Origin of the sequence: Pseudoxanthomonas sp. z9 (assembly GCF_006542425.1) — a bacterium.
Lineage (GTDB): Bacteria > Pseudomonadota > Gammaproteobacteria > Xanthomonadales > Xanthomonadaceae > Pseudoxanthomonas_A.
The window spans coordinates 1-18646 of the sequence record NZ_VFID01000003.1; the positions used below are offsets into that span (position 1 = coordinate 1).

An 18646-nucleotide genomic window follows, 5' to 3' on the forward strand; every position below is an offset into this window, starting at 1 on the left:
CGGACAGGAAGAACGGGTTGGAGGTGCGCGCCACCCGCCCCACGCCGTCATACTCGGTGCACACCGCCGAGACGTCCTGGCCGCTGACGCCGGCATTGAAAGTCTCGGTGGCCTTCATGACGGGGCGGCCCAGTACATCGAAGTACGCCCATTGCCGGGGTGCCATCGTGGCGGCGACCTGCTGGCGGAATACCGCGCCAGCCGGACAGGCGACGGCTTCCGGCCCGCTGTTGCACCAGCGGTAGGTGGTCGTGCTGGTAACACCACCGCTGCCCGGAGAGGAAAATGGAGAGCTCTGGCTCCAGCTGACGTAGTCGCGGCCCAGTATCCCCTTGAGGGCCACGCTGCGGACGTTGTTGACGTCGCGCACGTCGGTGGCGTCGCCGAACAGGTTGCGCGCAATGACGACGCTGGTTCGGCGTTCCTCCGCGCCAGTTCCGTTCCAGAACGGCGCATAGGTGGCCACGGGGAAGCGGCCCCGCGCGTCGAATTCCACCCGTGAGTATCGGCGCAGCGCATCGAGCGAGGAAGGTCGGAAGACCTGCCCGCTGGCAGAGCACCCGGTTGCCGGCGCAGCGCATACCACGGACTGCAGACGGTTACCGTAGTCGTCCAGGACGTAAGCGGTGGCCGAAGCCTGGTCGGCAGCCCCGCCGGGCTGCGTACGCTCTTCGGTCAGCAGACCGGTAGCGGCCCCGCCCATGGCGTAGCTGAAACCTGCGGTGCGCACCACGTCCGGATAGCCCGGGCGACGATGGGTGACCGTGCTGGCGGTCAGGCGGCCCAGCCGCCAGGTGCTGGCGTTGTCGCTGTAGGTGTTCTGGGTGATCTGCGTGGCCGTCAACGTGCTGGCGCCGGTGTAGGTATCGGCCACGGTCTGGGTGACGTTGCCGTAACTGCCATAGCTGAAGGCCGTGGCGATTTTGCTAGTGACGGCGCCGGTGTACGGATCTCGCAGCGTTTCCTCGGTGCCCTGGGTGCGCACGTGGATGGGCGTCTGGCTCGTCAGCGAGCCGGCCATTTCCCAGCTTTGCACGCTGCTGGAGAACCATTGCCCGCCCAGATCCGGATGCGTGACACCAGGCCCGCTGAAACAGGCGTTGGTCACCGCCCCCAGACACGCCGGCGCCGCATAGGCCGCGCTGATGGCCTTCTTCACGGTTTGCAGTGGCAGGCCGGTGAACGGGAAATTCTGGGCGTAGGTCGTGGCGGTGACGACGTGTCCGCCGGTCTGGTTCGGATCGATGGTCTCCAGAATGCCAAAGCCCAGGAATCCCCTTCCGCCCGCCTGCACGCGCGCATTGGCGTAGCGGTAGTAGAGATTGGCCTTTGCCGTCGCATCGCCCGTGCGCGGTGCGCTGCTGGACACGCGAGCCACGACGTAGCTGGATGCCAGGACGTCCTGCACCGGGGCACCCCGGCCCCAGTTCAAGCTGTTGCGCGACCCACTGGCGCGTCGATACACCGCGTTGTTGGTCAACGGGACGTATTGGACCTGTGTCGTGGCGCCCAGACCGTTGGTGAAGCTGGTGATGACATCACGTGGCTGGAACGCTTGGGCGCCCCGGGAAAACGCGGTGCCCACGGTAGTTCCCGCGAAGCTCAGCGTCTGGAAATCCATGTTGCCGTCACCATCCACGTCTCCGAAGATCGGAACGTGCTTGTTCTGGTCACATCCACTGCCCTGGCACAACCGCGCATTGCCGCCCGGTAGCGCGGTCCCGGCGGCAAACGTGCCGTCGGGCAGCGCCTTGCGCACCGCATAGCCCTTGTAGCTGCCGTAGTTGACCAGATACAGCAAGTCGGCCCGGCCATCGCCGGTGACATCCACGAACCTGGCCTGGTCCTTGAACTCGGTCAGCGACAGGACCGTCTGCGCTGTGAAGCCACGGCCGGTATTGAGCGAGTACGCCCAGTCACTCGACGAGGAGGTGCGCACCACCCTGTCGGACAGGCCGTCGCCATTGATGTCCGTCAGTACGATGGAGTAAACAGCGCTATTGGCGTTGGCGACATAGCCATGGGAGGCCAGCAGGATCGCACTGGACGTCTGCTCCTTGACCGCCATGGCATACAACCCCTTGGACTGGACGCGCTCCCAGCAAGGGTCGGCAAGAAGCTGGTTCTCGGGCTGATCGGGGTCCTGGTAACGGCTTACCAACCCATTGGACGCGACGTTGGCGCGGCGTCGGGACAAGGCGGAAAGCTCACAACCCGGACCGCCTGTCCATAGCTCCGCCTGCGCATTCACCTGGATAATCAGATCCGAGGCCGCATCGCCATTGAAATCGACCATCTGCACAAAGTCGGTCTTGGTCGTAGGCGTTCCAGCAATCTGCATTTCGCAGTTCTGGACCTCCGGATTGGATGGATCGTTGCACCCTGGAATGATGGTGCCCAGGGACTGCGGATCCACCGAGGTCGTCCGTTCGTTCCCCCATCCGAATGCGGATGCCTGCCGCTCCATGATGCGGGTACGGAGCGCGCCGTCCCGGAAATAGACGATGTCGGTCAGGCCGTCGCCGTTCATATCCGCCAACTGCACCTGCGAGGTGATGGCCTGGACGGAAGGCACCGCGGGTGACAAACCCGCAATCAGGTTGGTGGCCATGTTGAAGTGCACGCCATTGGATGGATGCACGCGCCAGCCCTGGCCGATGACACTGGAGACGAACAAGTCGTCCAGACCGTCGCCGTTGTAGTCGAACAGATGCCAGGCGCCATCGCCGCGATCCGTGATGTTGGCCGGCACGCAGTTCCAGGTGGTGTTGGCATAGGCCGGTTGGCCGCTGGCATTGAGGGTGCCGAGCATCGTGATGACCCAGCTACCACCCGTGCAGCCGGTGCCCGCCAGATACAGGACGGCCAGATCCTGACGCCCATCGCCGTTGATGTCCGCGATCTTGAATCCCTTGAAGTGGTCGGTGGCCAACGTCAGGTTCGGCGGCGCTTCATACGTTGAAAACGCATGGGTGGCCGTACTCCAACCGAACATCGTCGCCGCCGAGCAGACCGCGGCGCTGCTGTCGCGACATTCCTGCAGGCCGATCAGCGTGTCCTGGCCGCTACCCGAGGGGGATGGCGCGTAGGTAAGCACGACGTGGCGCGCTTGCTGGTCCGAAGGACAGACCGCGTCGGCGCTGGCGCAGCTGGTGATGCTCTCCAGGCGCCGGGTCGTGGTGACCTGGCCACCCGCGAGGTATCCGCGACTCCATTGTGCCGCCGGCAGCGTGCTGTAGTTGAACTGCACCTTGGCATACGGTGCACTGGCGGTGGACTGGCCCGAGAGCGCGACTTTGCCGGTGTAACGAACCTCGCGGATGTGATGCTCACCGGTGCCCGCACCGGAGGGATTCTCGTCGTAAAGGTAGTCAATGTAGCTCCCGCTCGAATCCTGGAAGCGGGTTTGTGCCCAGCTGATGGCGGCCCCTGTATTGAGAGGCGAAGTCGTCTCGACATAGCCGTCCGGCCGCGTGGCGCCGCCGGCGTTACTATCGCGATCGCCGTACCAACTGATCGAGCCATCTTTGCGCTCGACCGTGAAGAACGACGGGCCTTTGGTGCCACCAGAGGGCGTGTAGGCGCAGACGCGGCTGAAGCTATCCAGCTCGGTGGCCAGCGCCACCCCACTCATGCCGCCGGCTGACGGACAAGTCGCCGAAGACGGAACCAGGCGCTGGCCATCCAGGCAGTAGCGGTCGCTGGCACTGAAGTTGACCGGCCGCGGGTTCCCGTCCGGCGTGGCCGCACCCAGGAAATCTCCGGCTTCACGCGTGGCGCGACAACGACTGATGGAGGATAGCCCGCCAATGGACCAGCCCTTGCCGAGCGCGCCGGCCCCACCCTGGCTGGAGTAGCTCAGTGACAGCTGCGGCGTCACGCCTGCGGTACCCGGCACCGCATACAGCGGCACGGTGTAGGTCGCCGCGCCGGATTCATCGACGCGAAACTCCGCGCCTGTGGCGGATACCGCATCGGACAACGGGTCGGGATTCGCCAATACTCGCGGCGGCAGGCCACCACCGGTGACCTGCGCGACCACCTCGAAAACGAAGAGGCTCAGCGGAGTCAGGAGAAGGCCGGCCACCAGCAGCAACAGGGCGGACGCACTGACGGAAAGACGACGAGCAGTCTGTTCGGACATGCGGAACTCCATTTCCGCGCCAGAGACTCCACCGCGCGGCAAATCACCGTAGCGACGACAACCCTTGCGAAGCCCGACTGCGACCGGTCCCCACCGGAGTTGCAGATTGCGTTCCTCAACGCGTGGTGAGGTCGCCGCCGCAGTATCACTACCTCCAGCCCGGCGATCAAGTTTAACGAAAATTGTACAGAACCTGCCCTTTGGCGTCGTGGCATTTGTTGATCACTTGGGCCAAACCGGCGCGGCCACGGTCAGCATCAGCGCACAAAAATCCGTTTCATGGCCCCTACGTTCTCGGGGCGAGATTCGCGTAATTTGCTACAGGCTGCCGCACGGACCGTGGCGTCAAAGGGGGCGACGCCGTATGGCATTCCTGGCACGGGAATCAATCCGCCTGCAAGTTGCCGGCTAGCTGCGCCATGGCACCTTGAACTCGTCAGCAAGCCTGTTCAGCACGCACTCCAGCATCGACTCGAAATTCTCCCACTGCTCCAGTGGCTCCGTCGAAGTCTCCAGACGACGGTAGACGCGCGCGCCCCAAACGCGGAAGTAAAGCACGGACCCATCCTCATCGAGGCCGCCAATGTAGAAGTCTTCGGGATTCGAGTTTGCCGGGCGGAGCAGACCATTATGATCGATCAGGTCGAATGGCTGGCGACGCTCCGGATCGCGGCTGACTTCAGCGCGAAGGCCGAAGATCGAAAGGCCTCCCTGATAGAAATGCGCGCCGTTGAAGGACGCCAGGTACGCCAGCACGCGCGGGGGAAACGTGGTCGGCGACCTCCTCTGGCGACGCTCCACTTCGTCCTCGGGCAAGGGGGCGAACACGACGTGCCGAAAGGCAGCCGGCCCGACCTCCGGCATTGCTCCAATGCCCGTCCAGCCGAATCTGGCATGGTTCGGCTCTCCTGCATTGCTGTGGATCACTGAATCGAGAATGGTCTGCAAGGTATTCATTTTCCACGGCCCGCCTTTCCGGCCCGGGTACGCATTCCGGAGCCGCTTCCAAGACATTTCACCATAGGGTTCGTCCCTCGCCTGGTTTGATACTTACCCGACCTGGACACCACCCGACGGGTAACGATGCCGGATTTCACGCAACAAGGCATCGGCAAGCTGCTCGGGCGGCGCGGCCGCGTCCCATGGCTCGCCAAGTTCGCTGCCGACCGCGCCGCTCAGCACGGCATATTCGCGGTGGAATGTTTCCTTCTCGTAGTCGAGTTCGTCGATCGCCCTGACGCTTGCCCGCCGGTCTATCCGGGCCAGATTCGATTCGGGATCCAGCGTCAAGCGAAAGCAAAGGATCCGGTCATCCAACCGGGCCAGCCGGCGGCGGAGGTCCTCCAGTTCGGCTGCGGTTTCCCAGAGATGGTTGATCACGAAATGGCGGTAGCCGAATCGTCGATGGTGACGCAGCAGCAACAGGATTCCCCGGTGAAGGTGCTCGACCGGATCCGCAGGCAGCGGATTGACCGCGACCAGACTGTCGCCGTCCAGCATGGCGCAATGGTCGATTTTCTCCGAAAGAACTTCGGAGAGCGTCGATTTGCCTATGCCCAGCGGGCCGTTGATCACGATGATCATGAAAGTCCGCGCTTCCGGCGCCCGGTCATCGGGTTGCTTCGCCGACTTCCAGATCGCCGGCCAGGACACGGCGCGCGACATGGAGCGGATCATCTCCACCGTTCACATCCGGAACCACGCCTTCGCGGTCCCAGTTGCCGCCGGTCCGGACGTTGAGCGGCCGGGCATCCGGAATGAAAATCTGGAAGCCATGCGGCAATGGCTTGGGGTCACCCAGCAGGTTGGCCGCACCCGCGCTGCGCGAACCGATCACCACCGCCCTGCTGGCGGCCTGCAGGGAATAGGCGACGTACTCCGATGCGGAGGCGGAACGGCGGTCCATCAGTATCACCAGCCCGCCGTGGTATTCCGGCAGATCACGCTTGGGCAGCGGCTCCGTCCGGCGCGCCGAGCGCGCCTGGATGTCCTGCACCGAAGCCACCTCGTCGCCCAGGAATGCGCGCACCAGCTGGCCCGCGGTATCCGCGTCGCCGCCGCCGTTCTGCCTGAGGTCCAGCACCAGTCCCTGCGTGTCCTTGAGCAGTTCCATTGCATTGCGGAGCTTGGGGCCCGCCATGTCCCAGGGATAGAAGGACGCCAGGCGCAGGTAGCCGATGTTGCCTTCCAGCACCTTCACTTCCCGCACGCCCATGTTGGCGGGCTTGCCGGCCGCCCGCCAGGCCATCAGCCAATCGTCATCGGCGCCCGCCTTCTCTTCGATCACCCGCTCGATCAGGAAGTGTCCGTCGTAGGCATCCAAGTCCCGGTTGAGTCGCTTGGAGAAGGAAAGCCAGTCGCCACATGCATCGGCGTAGCGTTCCTTGTCCGACCAGTCGCGGACGCTTTCGGCAATCTGCCGGGCTTCCTGCGCAATCACGTAGTCCTTCTCGATGGCTTTCGCCATCTGTTCGAGCACGGCTTCCTGCTGCGGACAACCGCCCGCCAGCATCGCCGCCAACCATAGTGCCTGGCTCATGGCCATCCTCCTCCCATGCCGTTGTTGACAATGTATAAGTGCTAACATATATTCCAGGGCATGACAACACCACATGCGACTTTGGGCACGCTGTTGCGTACCCTCATCGATCAGTTGGATTCGGCGGTCGCGGATGCGTACACCGAGTCCGGACTCGACTACAAACCGCGCTTCACGCCGATCATCCGCGCGCTCTCCCAACACGGCCCCTCGCGGATCAAGGACATCGCCGACGGCATGGGCGTGAGCCATTCGGCGGTCAGCCAGACCCTGAGTGCGCTGGTACGCGCCAAGTGGGTCAAGCTCCTGCCCGGCGAGGACAGTCGCGAGCGCATCGTGCACCTGACCCCCTACGCGAAGGCCCGCCTGCCCCTCCTCGAGCAGCACTGGGCGACCACCGCGAAGGCGGCGGCCAGTCTCAACGAGGATCTGGGAATTTCGCTTGAAGACGTGCTTCGCAACGCGCTGAAGGCGTTGCAGGACCAGTCGTTCGGGGAGCGTATCCGGAAAGCGGGTAAATTGCGTTCCGCCTGACCCGGGCGTCCATCCTTCCCGCCACATCGCACCCACGGAGAGTCCAGATGCGTGGTCTTCGCCTGTTCGCGTTCACCCTGTCGCTACTGCCGTGGCTGGCCTGCGCCGCGACGCTCCCCTCCCCCACGTCCCTTCCCATCACCGCCGAGATAACGGGCACCGGCACGACGGATCTGGTGCTTGTTCCCGGCCTGTCCGGTGGCGATGTTTCCTGGCAGGAAACCGCGGTGCGATTGTCGGACCGGTATCGCGTGCACAGGCTCCGGATAGCCGGACTCGAAGGGCCCGTTGGCGATGCTCCCGCACCAAGCAGTATCGGCGCGGTCGCCGAAGCGCTGACGAGCTATATCCAGCGGAATTCGTCCCGTCCCGTCATGCTTGTCGGGCATTCGGCCGGCGGCGTGGTAGCGCTGATGGCCACGCTTCGGCAGCCTGATCTGGTGGCGCGCGTCATCATTGTGGACGCGCTGCCCTTCATGTCCGCCAATCGCGGCAGCGCAAGCGTGGACGAGGAACTGCGCGGCAAGGTCGGCGCGGAGGTTCGGGACATGCGCGCGGAAGACACGGCGGCCTTCGAAAAGCGGATGCAGGCGCAGGCTTCGTCCGCGGTGGGCAATCCAGACACCGCCGCCCGAATCGCGCAAGGCGGCGCACGCAGCCATCGCGACACCTACGCCGCGTTGTACGAAAGTCTTTCGACCACGGACCTGAGAGCCGAGGTTGCCAGCCTGCACCCGCCGTTGACCGTCATCTTCGCCGACCAGTCGCCACTTGGTGCGCCTGCCGGATACATGGCCCGCCGCTACCAGGAGCAGTATGCAAGCAGCCGGGCCACGCTGGTGGAAGTCACCGATGCCCGTCATTACCTGATGCTCGACCAGCCGCGCGAGTTTGCCGAGGCGCTGGATGCGGCATTGATGGATTGAACCGAGCCGGCATGGCGTGAGGGTGGCATGGCACGGCTGATCGGCGAGGTGTTTTCGCCCTGGACGCGCAAGGCGCGATGGGCGCTGGACTACTGCGACGTGGCCTATCGCTACCAGGAGTACGTCCCGTTCCTCAGCGAACCCGGGCTCAGGCTCAGGTTGCGACAATGGCATGGCAAGGTGTCGGTTCCCGTGCTGTTGACGGACGCGGGACCGGTACGTGGCTCGTTCGAAATCGCCCGGTACGCCGCGCTGGCAACGGGTGATGATCGGCTGGGCGATTTCGACCGGATCCGGTTCTGGGATGACATCAGCGAGGTAGGGCTGGCTGCCGCCAGGACCCGTGTGGTCAGGACCATCGCGGAGCATCCGGACGCGCTCGACGAATCCCTTCCCCACGTACCTTCGCGACTCAGGCCCCTGCTCCGCCCCATCACCCGCCGCGTGGTGAACGCACTGGACCGGAAGTACGCGCACTTGTACGGGGCCGGCAATCACCGGAACGCGCTGCTTGCCTTGCGCCGTGGTTTGCGGGAGTCCGGCACGGGGTTCGTGCTGGACACTTTCAGCTACGCCGACATCACCCTGTGCGCCCTGCTGGATGCGGTGGTCCCAGAGACCGATGCCGTGTTTCCTGGCGAAGCGCAGCGGCGCTGCTGGCAGGACGACCAACTGGCCGATGAGTTCGCCGATTTGCTTGTCTGGCGGGAACAACTGCGTCCGTATCGCGCTTCCCCGCCTGTCGTCTGAATGCCGGTGCGTACCGCCACCTGCTTCCCTGCTGGCCACCCGTGAGGGGAACACCCGTTCCCCTCACGGGTACTAGCTAGCGTTGGCCGCCGCGTCGTCTTCCGACCAGTTCGCTGGCCGCCGCGCGGAGTTCCTCGCGTGAAATCCTGTCGTCGCGATCCGCGTCGATGCGATCGAAATGCTCGGCCAGCTTAGGCAGGGAAGCGTCGGCTTCGGCACGACTGATGTAGCCGTCCTGATCCGTATCAGCGGATTGCAGGCGTTCCTGGAGCGCCTGCTTGCGCGCGCCGCGACCTTGCTGTGCATCCGCGGCGAACGAAGCCAGCAACAAGCTTGCCAGCAGGGTGAAATGAATGCTTTTCATGGATGGGATCCTGTCTATGGGAATTCAACGTTCCGGGTTGTCGCAATCAGCGCTGGCGGCAGGGCGCGGGATCACCATTGGCATCGTGGCAACTCCCGGAGTAGCTGACCTTTCCGTCGGAGAATGCGAGCGAGCCGTCGTAGTGGCCGCCATCGCGCGTGGTGAGCGTGGTGGCGCGGGTGCCGGAGACGCTGCCGTCCGCGCTCCGGCTGATGCTGCCGGAACGGTCGACGCCCGCACCGCCGGGACCATGGAGCGAGATATCGCGCTGGCCACTCGCATTCCCGGCGTCATCACGCTGGCGGGAGACCTGGTAGCCGGCGGTCCCGCCCCGATGACCCTGTGCCGAGCCCTGCCGATTGAGCGAGGCGTTTCCATGCCCGTCCGCCTGCCAATGGCGGCTCCGCCGGGACTCGAAACGGGCATTCGAGCGGGCCGCTTCGACCTCGCCGGCATGCGGGCTCCGTTCCACATGCCGGAAACGCTCGCGTCCGACCGCCCACTGGCAACTGGCCAGTGCTATCGCGAAAACAAACATCCGGGTCCAGACAGGGACTGTGTTCATGGTGGTTCCTTCGGTAGGGGTTGGCCGGGAATTCCGGCGCATCCACGCTAATCGCGCTGCGCTCCCTCCATCGCACACGGATGTAAACCACCGTTTCTCCCGGGCGTTCCAGAAACATCCGCTTACAAATCGGCACCGGTTCCGCGCTGCCGGCGACCGGCATTGCCGACATAGTGACCGCCATGAACGAATCCACGCCGTCCCGCATCCTGATCGTCGATGACGACGCCCGCCTTCGCGAGCTGCTGTGCCGTTATCTGCGCGAATCGGGCCTGCATGCCAAAGGCGTGGCCGACGGCAGGGACATGGATGTCGCCCTGGGCCGTGATCACTACGACCTCGTCGTGCTCGACCTCATGCTGCCGGGCGAGGACGGGCTGGCCCTGTGCCGCCGGCTACGCTCGCAGGACGACGCCGTTGCCGTGGTCATGCTCACCGCCAAGGGCGATGACGTGGACCGCATCGTCGGGCTGGAGATGGGCGCCGACGACTACATTCCCAAACCGGTCAATCCGCGCGAACTGGTGGCGCGGATACGCAGCGTATTGCGACGTTCCCACCGCGTTCCCGGCGCCCCTTCGCCCGAGGCCGGATGCCTGCGATTCGGGGCGTTCACCCTGGACATGGCGGCCAGGACGCTGCATCGCCATGGACGCCCCCTGCGGATGACCGGCGGCGAATTCGCCGTGCTCTCGGTGCTCGCGCGCCATCCCCATACCACCCTGAGCCGCGACCGCCTGATGAGCCTGGCGCGCGGCCGCGGCCTGGAGGTAATGGGCAGGAGCATCGACATCACCATCGTCCGCCTGCGCAAGCTGGTCGAGGAAGACCCGCGCCGGCCACGCCTGATCCAGACGGTATGGGGCGCCGGCTATGTGTTCGTCCCGCCGGCGGAGGACGCATGAATCCGCGCATGAATTCGGGCATGATCCCGCGCATCAACCGGCCATCGACGGTGTTCGGACAACTGGTGGCGGTCATCTCGCTGTGCCTGCTGGGCGCGTTCGTGCTGACCTTTCTGCTGGTCCGGGAACTGTGGGTGCGTCCGGCGGCGGAACAGTCCTATCGGGTGATGGATGGCTTCGCCAGGACCGTGGAGACGCTTGCCCGGAAGGAACCGACCGACACCACGGTGGGCCGCCTGCAGGCCGCCGGCCTGCGTATCCAGACCACTCCGCCCGTGGACACGCGGCCCCGGATCGCGCCCTACCTGCGTGAACTGGCGTCGCTTTCGGGGGCCGGGGATGTGGCGCCGCGCGAGGTCCGGATTGCGGACGGCCCCGGCGGGCGACCGGTCCTCTGGCTCAGGCTGCGGACGGAGCCTTCATTGTGGATTTCATTCGCGCGCGAACGGGCGCAGGGCGAGGTGCGCTGGCTGCCGCTGCTGATCCTGCTGGCATGCGCGCTCGCGGTGCTGGTGGCGGCGGGATGTTTCGCCCGCAGGCTGGTCATCCCCCTGCGCCGCCTGGCGCAGCACGCACCGGACGTGGTGCGCGGCGAATGGCCGCGCCTGCCGTTGCCCCAGGCTTCGCGGGAGGTGGTGGAACTGGCGCAGGCGCTTGGCCGGGCGGGCGATGACCTTCGCGCGATGATGGACGATCGCAACCTGATGCTCGCCGGCATATCGCACGACCTGCGCACGCCGATGATGCGGTTGCAGTACGCGGTGGAGTTGCTGCCGGGGACCGATCCGGAACTGCGCGCGGGCATGCATCGGGATATCGAGGAGATGGACGACATCCTCGGACAGTTCATCGCCTATGCCCGCGATGGCAGGGATGAAAACAATCGCACCCTCGATCTGGCGGCCATCTGCCGGCAGGTTGTCGCCGCCTCCGGCGTGGATTGGCAACTGCGGGTTCCCGACCAGGCGTGGCTGCGCGGGCGACCGATGGCCCTGCTCCGGGCGCTGGAGAACCTGGTGACCAACGCGCTTCGGCACGGTGCCCCGCCCTATGAACTGCGGCTCCGGCGGGAGGGCGATGCGTGGTGCGTCGACGTCATCGACCACGGTCCGGGCATGCCGCCCGGTCATTCGCGCGAAGCGCGCAAGCCTTTCGTCCATGACGCCACGCGCGGTGGCAGCGGCCTGGGCCTGGCCATCGTCGAGCGGATCGCGGCCCAGCACGCGGGCGATCTCCAACTCGGTTCCCACCTGCCGCACGGGCTGCGGGCCACGCTGCGGCTGAAGTCCAACCTGGAATGATCATGCGCCTTTCGACATTGCGTCCATGCCTGCTGGCCGCCCTCCTCGCCTTCCTGCTACCTGCCGCCAAAGCGGCCGAAACCGAGCTTCCTGCGGGCACGCGCGTGCTTGCCGACGTCGCCTACGGGGACAACGCCAGGCAGAGATTCGATGTCTACCTGCCCGCGGAAGCCAGGAACGCGCCGGTGCTCTTCATCATCCATGGCGGTGCGTGGCGCAATGGCTGGAAGGACCATCGCGGCCTGATTGCGAACAAGGCCGCGCACTGGATTCCCAAGGGCTATGTGATCGTATCGACCGACTATCGCCTGCTCCCCGAGGCGGATCCACGGGTCCAGGCCGAGGATGTCGCCCGCGCCATCGCGAAGGCACAGGCATTGGCACCGGGCTGGGGCGGCGACCCGGCCCGTTTCATCCTGATGGGTCATTCGGCGGGCGCGCACCTGGCGCTGTTGCTGGCGACGGATCCCGTACGCCTGACGAAGCACGGGGCACGCCCGCCACGGGGTGTCATTTCACTGGACAGCGGCGCGGTGGATGTCGTCGGAATCATGCGGACTGTTCCGCATCCCGCCCTGTACGACGCTGCATTCGGTGATTCCCCGGCGTACTGGCAAGCCGTATCGCCGCATCATCTCCTGGCCCCCGGAGCGCCGCCGATGCTGCTGGTGTGCGCTTCGCGTCGCCAAGACGCCTGTCCGCCTTCCTGGCGGTTCTCGCGCAAGGCGACGTCGCTGGGCGTCCGCGTGGAGGTGATGGAACAGGATCTGTCCCACATGGCGATCAATCGGGAACTCGGCTTGCCGGGCGCCTACACGGAGCAGGTGGATGCCTTCATTGAACGCATCGACAGATAGGCGGCCCGTACAAACCGCGCAGCACACGCCCGAGCCATTTCTTTCGAGGAGTTTGACGTGATGGATCTGTCGGCCCTTGCGCTGGGATTTGTCCTGGCCGCACCCGTTGTCGTTCCGGAACGGGATTCGATGTATGCGCCTGGCTGGTCGGCCACCCATGCCGATGCATCGAACAGCGACTACAGCCCGGTGCGGGGATCCGCGCGCGTCGCGCACGCCTGGTCCCGTTCCTTCGAGGGCATGATCAACCTGGGGCCGACCAGTGATGGCCATGGACAGTTGTACGTCACCACCAGCGGACCCGGTTGTCGGCTGCACGCGCTGGATCGGGCGACCGGCCGGACGCTCTGGTGCACCGATGCGCTAAACCGCCTCGCCGTGGCTTCCTCGCCGCTGCTGGACGCGGATCGCAATCTGTACATCGCCGATGGCGCGTCGATGCATTCGTTCCGGCACGATGGTGGCAAGCGCTGGAAAACGCCCCTCATCGGATTCCCGTTGTCGGCCCAGTTCACTGCCGATGGCGATCTGGTTTTCATCACCCATGTGGGTGTCATTTACCGCCTGGACCGCATGACCGGGAAAACCGTCATCAATCCCATCGAACTGATCCCGGATCCCGTCTTCGACCCCTCCCGGGACGCGCTTGCCTGCATGCGTGGCACCCGGGCATGTCCGAGCGCCAACACGCCCGCGCTGGATCGGCGCGCTGGCAGGTTCATCTTCACATTCTGGGCACCGGAATCACCCGCGGCCGGCGTCCGTTCGATGAAGATCCTGGCCGGCGCGGACACCAAGGGCATCACCGCCGATTGGACCCATGACACGCTCCCGGGCGGGAGCGCGGCCAGTCCGAGTCTGTCGGCGGATGGCAGCCGGGTCTACCTGACCGACAACAACCAGCGCTTGCTGGCACTCGATGCGCGTACCGGCGAGCGCGTGTGGAGCATCGACATCGGTTACTCCGCGGGTGGCAGTCCCTCCGTCTCGCCCGACGGCATCATCCTGCCCGCCGGTGGTGGCGATGCTCCCCTCATGGCCATTCGCGATCTGGGAAACCAGCCGCGCGTTCTATGGCGCAGGGACGACCTGCAGAACCGGGGCATCGCGACCCAGACCGCAGGTCACCTCGCCTACGCAACGGTCGCCAAGGGAGGTGGAACGCTGGATCTGATCGTCGTGGACACCCGGACCGGCAAGGTCCATGACAGGGAACATCTGCCCGGCAAGCCGATGTTCACCGTCGGAACCACCGTGGATTCGGATGGCACCGTTTATGTCCCGACCATACGTGGTGGGCTTCACGCCTATGTGCCTGTCCAGTAGCAACCGTCTACCGCGATGACGCGATAGACAAGCGCCAGGCTCGGCATGCGGACTGCACCCGGACGCGGAAAGCGATCAAGCCTGCCTGGACGAACTCCCTGCCGCGCCAATCAATGCGCGGTACTCCTGGTATCGGATGCCGGGCTGTCCACGGCAGACGCCGGGGCTGCCGGACGGGAGTCCTCGCTCATCGCCATCACCGCGAACAGCATCCAGGTGGTGTGCGGAATCCACTGCTCCACCCAGCGCCACTGTTCCGAGTCCGGACCCGGTGCGAAGGTGATGCCGGCGCCGGTATCGCTGCCCACCGCGCCGGTGATGCCGTTGGAGATGCCGCCCACGAACATTTCGCCGGCGCTCTCCAGGACCGTGGGCGGGTTCTTATGGCCGAAGCCGTACAGCATGGACATGCCGTACGGGTTGCGGCCCAGCGTCCAGTCGAGCTGGGCCTGCGCATAACCGGCCTGATCGCCGGACAGGCCGTACCCGGCGTTGCCATTCGCGGCCAGCTTGCGGCCGCCGATGACCATGGCCGCGCTGAGCGATGCCAGGCGGGCGCTTTCGCCCTGCCACCAGTAGCCGGTTTCATTGCGGTGTGGAATGAAAAATCCTTCCAGCACCTCGCCCGCGGCCTTGCCGTTCTGCGTGAGCTGGAAGCGTTGGCGGGCATAGCCATACGGATTGGACACCGCCTGGGTGATGGCCAGTTCGTGTTTCAGCGCTGAACCGATGGCGTCCAGTGCGCGCTGGCGGCGCGCCTGTTCCGGTTCGATATCGGCGTAGGCGGACAGGCTGATCACCGGCAAGCCGGCTTCGGCCGCATGGTAGTAAGGACGGCTGCCGCCATCGCTGACGAAGCCGCCATCGGCCTGCTGGCGTGCCATCAGGCCGATGGCGCGCTCGCGCGCATCGTCGAGATAGCGTTGCTCGCCGGTCGCATTGTGCAGTTCCACCAGCGCCATCAGCGCGGTGTAGTCGTCGATGATGTTTTCCTTGCCGTCTGCGCAGTACTGCGGATTGAACTGGCGCAGGTGCGCGTACGCGCGCTGTGCATCGGCCAGATAGGTCGCGCCGTCGAACTCGCCATGACGTCCCGCCTGTTTGGCCAGCATCGACGCCCGCGCGAGCGCCGCGATCGCCATGCCGCCGCCGGCGCGGAAGGCCGAGCGATACAGGGTGGTATAGGTTCCCGCCGCGCCCTCGTAGCCGGTGACCATGCGCTTGGCGCCGGGCGTGCCCCACTGGTCGAACACCGTGGTGTAGAAATAGCCTTCCGCATCCAGGATGCGGTGCAGGTAATCCGCTCCCCAGAACGCCTCGTCCTCGACCTGCTTCTGCAGGCCGTGGGCGGCGAACAGCGCCTTGCGCGTATCCGCGCCGTAGGCCAGCACCCAGACCGCCATCGACGCCTGCTGCGGATTGAAGTGATTGGCGTAGCCGAGATGGGAGAGGTACTTGCCCTTGTCGCCGCCGGCATCCTGCCAGCCGCCCCACACGTTCACCCGGCGCGAGGTCTGGAAGATGGGCACGTCGCGATCGGCCGGATCGGTGTGGCGGCTGCGCTGGAAGTAGCCCAGCAGTTGCGCGCCGGTCGTCGCGAAGACGGCGTTGTCGCGTACCGGTACCGGCGTCGACACCGCGTGCTGGCCGCCGATGGCCACGTCCACCTGGTACTGGCCACTCTGTTCGGCATCGGAAAAGTCGACGCTGAAATAGCGCTTGCCCGGCGCCCATTCGGTGAAGGGCGGCAGCGGCCGGAGATCGCCGCTGCGTATCGGCTTGCCGTCACGCAGCAGCGTGTAGCGCCCTTCCGTGGCATCCCCGCGGTACTCGACGATGGCCTGCTTCGGCCCCCGCCGCTCCAGCGCCACCTGGTTGATCTGGACCAGCAGCGGCTCGGTGGGCAGGCTCACCGAGACCGTGGTCGCGGACACCTCTGCCGGACGCGCGGGCATTGCGGCGCCCAGGGCCGCCAGCGCCATTGTCAGGACGGCGGCCAGGCGGACAGTCTTGCGGGAATGCGGCAAAGGGGTCATGGGCACCGTTCCGGATAGACTAGGCCACGCAACTTAGCCATGCATTCGGGCGCCGTCAATAAATATTTCATATGGATGTATGAATAATATGGATACGAGCCTCCCCTCCCCTACGTGCAACCGGTTTGAACGCCTATGAACATCGGCCGCGGTGCTACCCAGCAGTCCAGCGCCCCCTACAACCGCCGCCTCGTGCTGGATTTCATCCGCCAGCATGGCGCGGCCTCGCGCAAGGACATCCAGGAAAAGGTTTCGCTGAGCCCGCAGACAGTGGCCAACATCACCAATGAGCTGGAGTCCATCGGCCTGATCGTCTCGCGCCGGCAGAAGGACCTGAAAACCCGCGGCCAACCGCCCATCGCCTTCGAAATCAATCCCGACGCCGGCCAGTCCATCGGCATCAGCCTGGAACCGGGCCGCGCCTCGGGCGCGCTGGTCAACCTGGTCGGCCGGATCGACGCCCGTTTCGAGGTGCAGTTGCAGGGCTGTGATCGCCCGCAGCTGCTAGCCGGGCTGCTGGAACTGGTGGCCAACCTGCGCCGGCAGGCCAACGCCCGGGTCTGGGGCATCGGCGTGGCCCTGCCCGGCCCGCTCGGCGATACCGAACTGAGCTTCGTCGGCCCCACCGCGCTGGAGGGCTGGAAGGATCTGTCCATCCTCGACCAGTTGCAGGAAGCCACCGGCCTGCCCCTGTTCCACAGCGTCGACAGCGTCGCCGGCGCGCTCGGCGAGACCCTGTACGGCGTGGCCCGGCACCTGGACACCTTCTTCTACCTGCACCTGAGCATGGGCCTGGGCGGTTCGCTGATCGTGGGCCGCAACCACTACCGCGGCGCCGACGGCAACGCCACCGAGATTGGCCACGTACCGGTCGTGCCCGGCGGCACACCCTGCTATTGCGGCAACCAGGGCTGCCTGGAGCGTTACCTGTCATTGCACTCGCTGGCCGAGGCGCTGGGGCTGGACGACGGGCAGATCCGCACGCCGGAGCTGCTCGACCGGCTGGATGATCCCAATGACGCGCCCCTCCAGCAGTGGTGCCTGCAGGCGGCCCAGCGCCTGCGCGATGCCATCTGCATGATCGAGAACCTGTTCGATCCGCAGACCATCGTCATCGGCGGGTCCGCGCCGCAGAAGCTGGTCCGGCGACTGGTCGAACTGGCCCAGCCGCTGCACCGCTCGGTGCGCGGCCGTCCCGCGCCGGAGCTGCCGCGGGTGATGATCTCGCAGCGCGAGGAGGACTGTTCGCTGCTGGGCGCCGCGGTGCTGCCCATCCACGAACTGCTCTCGCCGCGCCTGCAGGGGCTGCAGAAGGACGATGCCGGCGACGCGCAGGCCGCGGAGCTGCTGGGTCACCGCATGGCCAATGGTGGGCGCCGAATATAATTAAACTTCCACTGGATATTTTTATTGACAGTGGTGAATCGGGGTGCCTATAGTCGGCCCCATGAAGCATGCTCAGCCCCAATTCAGCATCATCGGCGACGTCAGCGTGGACCTGGTCCTGGGCACGCTGGACGGTTGGCCCAAGGTCGGCACCGAGCAGTTGCTGCCGCGCAGCGAGCTGCGTGCCGGCGGTTCGGCGGCCAACTCCGCCCTGGCCGCCCGCCATCTCGGCCTGGGCCCGCGCCTGATCGGGGCCATTGGCGACGATGACCTGGCGCAATGGCTGCGCCTGCAACTGGCCGGCATTCCAGTCGAACTGCAGACCTGCGCCAGCGACACCACCATGTCGGTGGGACTGATGCACGCCGATGGCGAGCGCACCTTCTTCACCAGCTACGGACACCTGCAGCACCTGAGCCCGGCCTTCGTGCTGGCGCACCTGCCGCAGGCGTCGGCCGGCAGCATCGCGCTGTTCACCGCCCCCTTCCTGCTGCCCGGGCTGCGCGATGGCTATCGCGATCTGCTGGCCCAGGCCTCGGCCAGGGGCTACCAGGTGGCGCTGGATCCCGGCTGGCCGCCGGAGGGCTGGACACCGGGCGTGCACGAGGAAGTGGAAAGCTGGCTGGCCCACTGCGATCACCTGCTGATCAACGAACTGGAGGCCACCAGCATCGCCGGCACCCAGGAGTTGACCCTTGCGGTGCATCGCATCGCCTGCCTGCTCAAGCCGGGCGCGCACCTGATCATCAAGCTCGGCGCCGCCGGCGCGCTGGGCCATGTCGATGACCAGAGCATCTACTACGCCACCGAAGTGGCGCCGGACATCTTCGACACGGTGGGCGCCGGCGACAGCTTCAACACCGGTTATCTGGCGGCGCGGTTGAACCAGGCCGGCCTGCACGATGCGCTCGCCGCCGGTTGCCGGACCGCCGCGGCGATCCTGCCCCGCTTCCCGCGCAAGCGCATCGCGGCGGGCGAACTCGCCCACTGCCTGCAACCGCAGACCTGATTCC

At 65.9% G+C, this 18646-nt stretch carries 16 protein-coding genes; 9 read left to right on the forward strand and 7 right to left on the reverse strand.

Annotation, left to right across the window (positions count from 1 at the left end):
- From FG323_RS02565 to FG323_RS02580, 4 genes are all read right to left on the reverse strand, one after another.
- Positions 1-4144 (reverse strand): toxin TcdB middle/N-terminal domain-containing protein (locus FG323_RS02565; protein WP_181444067.1); only part of this gene is annotated, 4144 nt, incomplete at its 3' end.
- Between the two features lie 408 nt (positions 4145-4552).
- Entirely contained in the window at positions 4553-5101 is a 549-nt protein-coding gene (locus FG323_RS02570; RefSeq protein ID WP_141452887.1) for a hypothetical protein, read from the reverse strand.
- Positions 5102-5194: 93 nt separating this feature from the next.
- Positions 5195-5809 carry a Gar/GrdA family gentamicin resistance ATP-binding protein gene (locus FG323_RS02575; RefSeq protein ID WP_141452888.1) on the reverse strand — a complete coding sequence of 205 codons (615 nt, stop codon included), beginning with the start codon at positions 5807-5809 and terminating at the stop codon, positions 5195-5197.
- Entirely contained in the window at positions 5754-6683 is a 930-nt protein-coding gene (locus FG323_RS02580; protein WP_141452889.1) for a S41 family peptidase, read from the reverse strand. The genes FG323_RS02575 and FG323_RS02580 overlap by 56 nt, the downstream gene beginning before the upstream one ends.
- Positions 6684-6743: 60 nt before the next feature.
- Here FG323_RS02580 and FG323_RS02585 point away from each other — a divergent pair, with 60 nt between their 5' ends.
- The 3 genes from FG323_RS02585 to FG323_RS02595 are packed head-to-tail and all read left to right on the forward strand — an operon-like array spanning position 6744 to position 8893.
- On the forward strand, positions 6744-7217 hold the full coding sequence (locus FG323_RS02585; protein WP_141452890.1) for a MarR family transcriptional regulator: 474 nt from the start codon (positions 6744-6746) through the stop codon (positions 7215-7217).
- A gap of 47 nt (positions 7218-7264) precedes the next feature.
- The gene (locus tag FG323_RS02590; protein ID WP_141452891.1) at positions 7265-8143 is read left to right on the forward strand and encodes an alpha/beta hydrolase; all 879 of its coding nucleotides are present in this window, start codon (positions 7265-7267) and stop codon (positions 8141-8143) included.
- Positions 8144-8170: 27 nt separating this feature from the next.
- A complete protein-coding gene (locus FG323_RS02595) occupies positions 8171-8893 on the forward strand; it encodes a glutathione S-transferase N-terminal domain-containing protein (RefSeq protein ID WP_141452892.1) in 723 nt (240 codons plus the stop codon).
- A 76-nt stretch (positions 8894-8969) separates the two neighbouring features.
- Here FG323_RS02595 and FG323_RS02600 read toward each other — a convergent pair whose 3' ends face one another.
- Positions 8970-9257, reverse strand: coding sequence for a hypothetical protein (locus FG323_RS02600; RefSeq protein ID WP_141453246.1), 288 nt, complete (start codon positions 9255-9257; stop codon positions 8970-8972).
- Between the two features lie 46 nt (positions 9258-9303).
- Complete coding sequence (locus FG323_RS02605; RefSeq protein WP_141452893.1) at positions 9304-9822, reverse strand: hypothetical protein; 519 nt, start codon at positions 9820-9822, stop codon at positions 9304-9306.
- A 182-nt stretch (positions 9823-10004) separates the two neighbouring features.
- Here FG323_RS02605 and ompR point away from each other — a divergent pair, with 182 nt between their 5' ends.
- Genes ompR through FG323_RS02625 form a run of 4 tightly spaced genes read left to right on the forward strand, consistent with a single transcriptional unit; the run spans position 10005 to position 14211 of the window.
- Positions 10005-10727, forward strand: coding sequence for a two-component system response regulator OmpR (ompR, locus tag FG323_RS02610; protein WP_141452894.1), 723 nt, complete (start codon positions 10005-10007; stop codon positions 10725-10727).
- On the forward strand, positions 10724-12028 hold the full coding sequence (locus tag FG323_RS02615) for an ATP-binding protein (RefSeq protein ID WP_181444068.1): 1305 nt from the start codon (positions 10724-10726) through the stop codon (positions 12026-12028). The genes ompR and FG323_RS02615 overlap by 4 nt, the downstream gene beginning before the upstream one ends.
- A complete protein-coding gene (locus FG323_RS02620) occupies positions 12025-12885 on the forward strand; it encodes an alpha/beta hydrolase (protein WP_255469989.1) in 861 nt (286 codons plus the stop codon). The genes FG323_RS02615 and FG323_RS02620 overlap by 4 nt, the downstream gene beginning before the upstream one ends.
- 60 nt (positions 12886-12945) lie before the next feature.
- A complete protein-coding gene (locus tag FG323_RS02625; RefSeq protein WP_141452896.1) occupies positions 12946-14211 on the forward strand; it encodes a PQQ-binding-like beta-propeller repeat protein in 1266 nt (421 codons plus the stop codon).
- Between the two features lie 110 nt (positions 14212-14321).
- Here the strand turns inward: FG323_RS02625 and FG323_RS02630 are convergent, their stop codons facing one another.
- Positions 14322-16247 (reverse strand): glycoside hydrolase family 9 protein, encoded by a 1926-nt coding sequence (locus FG323_RS02630; RefSeq protein ID WP_220094114.1) that lies wholly within the window; start codon positions 16245-16247, stop codon positions 14322-14324.
- Positions 16248-16382: 135 nt separating this feature from the next.
- Between FG323_RS02630 and FG323_RS02635 the strand changes: the two genes are divergently transcribed.
- Both FG323_RS02635 and FG323_RS02640 read left to right on the forward strand, forming a co-directional pair.
- Entirely contained in the window at positions 16383-17633 is a 1251-nt protein-coding gene (locus FG323_RS02635) for an ROK family transcriptional regulator (protein WP_141452897.1), read from the forward strand.
- Positions 17634-17694: 61 nt separating this feature from the next.
- Positions 17695-18642 carry a carbohydrate kinase family protein gene (locus FG323_RS02640; protein ID WP_141452898.1) on the forward strand — a complete coding sequence of 316 codons (948 nt, stop codon included), beginning with the start codon at positions 17695-17697 and terminating at the stop codon, positions 18640-18642.
- The last annotated feature ends 4 nt before the right edge of the window (positions 18643-18646 follow it).

Coding starts and splice junctions, on each gene's coding strand:
- FG323_RS02620 (WP_255469989.1), top strand. CDS start 12,025: ATGATCATGCGCCTTTCGACATTGCGTCCATGCCTGCTGGCCGCCCTC.
- FG323_RS02575 (WP_141452888.1), bottom strand. CDS start 5,809: ATGTCGCGCGCCGTGTCCTGGCCGGCGATCTGGAAGTCGGCGAAGCAA.
- FG323_RS02595 (WP_141452892.1), top strand. CDS start 8,171: ATGGCACGGCTGATCGGCGAGGTGTTTTCGCCCTGGACGCGCAAGGCG.
- FG323_RS02615 (WP_181444068.1), top strand. CDS start 10,724: ATGAATCCGCGCATGAATTCGGGCATGATCCCGCGCATCAACCGGCCA.
- FG323_RS02600 (WP_141453246.1), bottom strand. CDS start 9,257: ATGAAAAGCATTCATTTCACCCTGCTGGCAAGCTTGTTGCTGGCTTCG.
- FG323_RS02630 (WP_220094114.1), bottom strand. CDS start 16,247: ATGACCCCTTTGCCGCATTCCCGCAAGACTGTCCGCCTGGCCGCCGTC.
- FG323_RS02640 (WP_141452898.1), top strand. CDS start 17,695: ATGAAGCATGCTCAGCCCCAATTCAGCATCATCGGCGACGTCAGCGTG.
- ompR (WP_141452894.1), top strand. CDS start 10,005: ATGAACGAATCCACGCCGTCCCGCATCCTGATCGTCGATGACGACGCC.
- FG323_RS02625 (WP_141452896.1), top strand. CDS start 12,946: ATGGATCTGTCGGCCCTTGCGCTGGGATTTGTCCTGGCCGCACCCGTT.
- FG323_RS02585 (WP_141452890.1), top strand. CDS start 6,744: ATGACAACACCACATGCGACTTTGGGCACGCTGTTGCGTACCCTCATC.
- FG323_RS02580 (WP_141452889.1), bottom strand. CDS start 6,683: ATGAGCCAGGCACTATGGTTGGCGGCGATGCTGGCGGGCGGTTGTCCG.
- FG323_RS02570 (WP_141452887.1), bottom strand. CDS start 5,101: ATGAATACCTTGCAGACCATTCTCGATTCAGTGATCCACAGCAATGCA.
- FG323_RS02635 (WP_141452897.1), top strand. CDS start 16,383: ATGAACATCGGCCGCGGTGCTACCCAGCAGTCCAGCGCCCCCTACAAC.
- FG323_RS02605 (WP_141452893.1), bottom strand. CDS start 9,822: ATGAACACAGTCCCTGTCTGGACCCGGATGTTTGTTTTCGCGATAGCA.
- FG323_RS02590 (WP_141452891.1), top strand. CDS start 7,265: ATGCGTGGTCTTCGCCTGTTCGCGTTCACCCTGTCGCTACTGCCGTGG.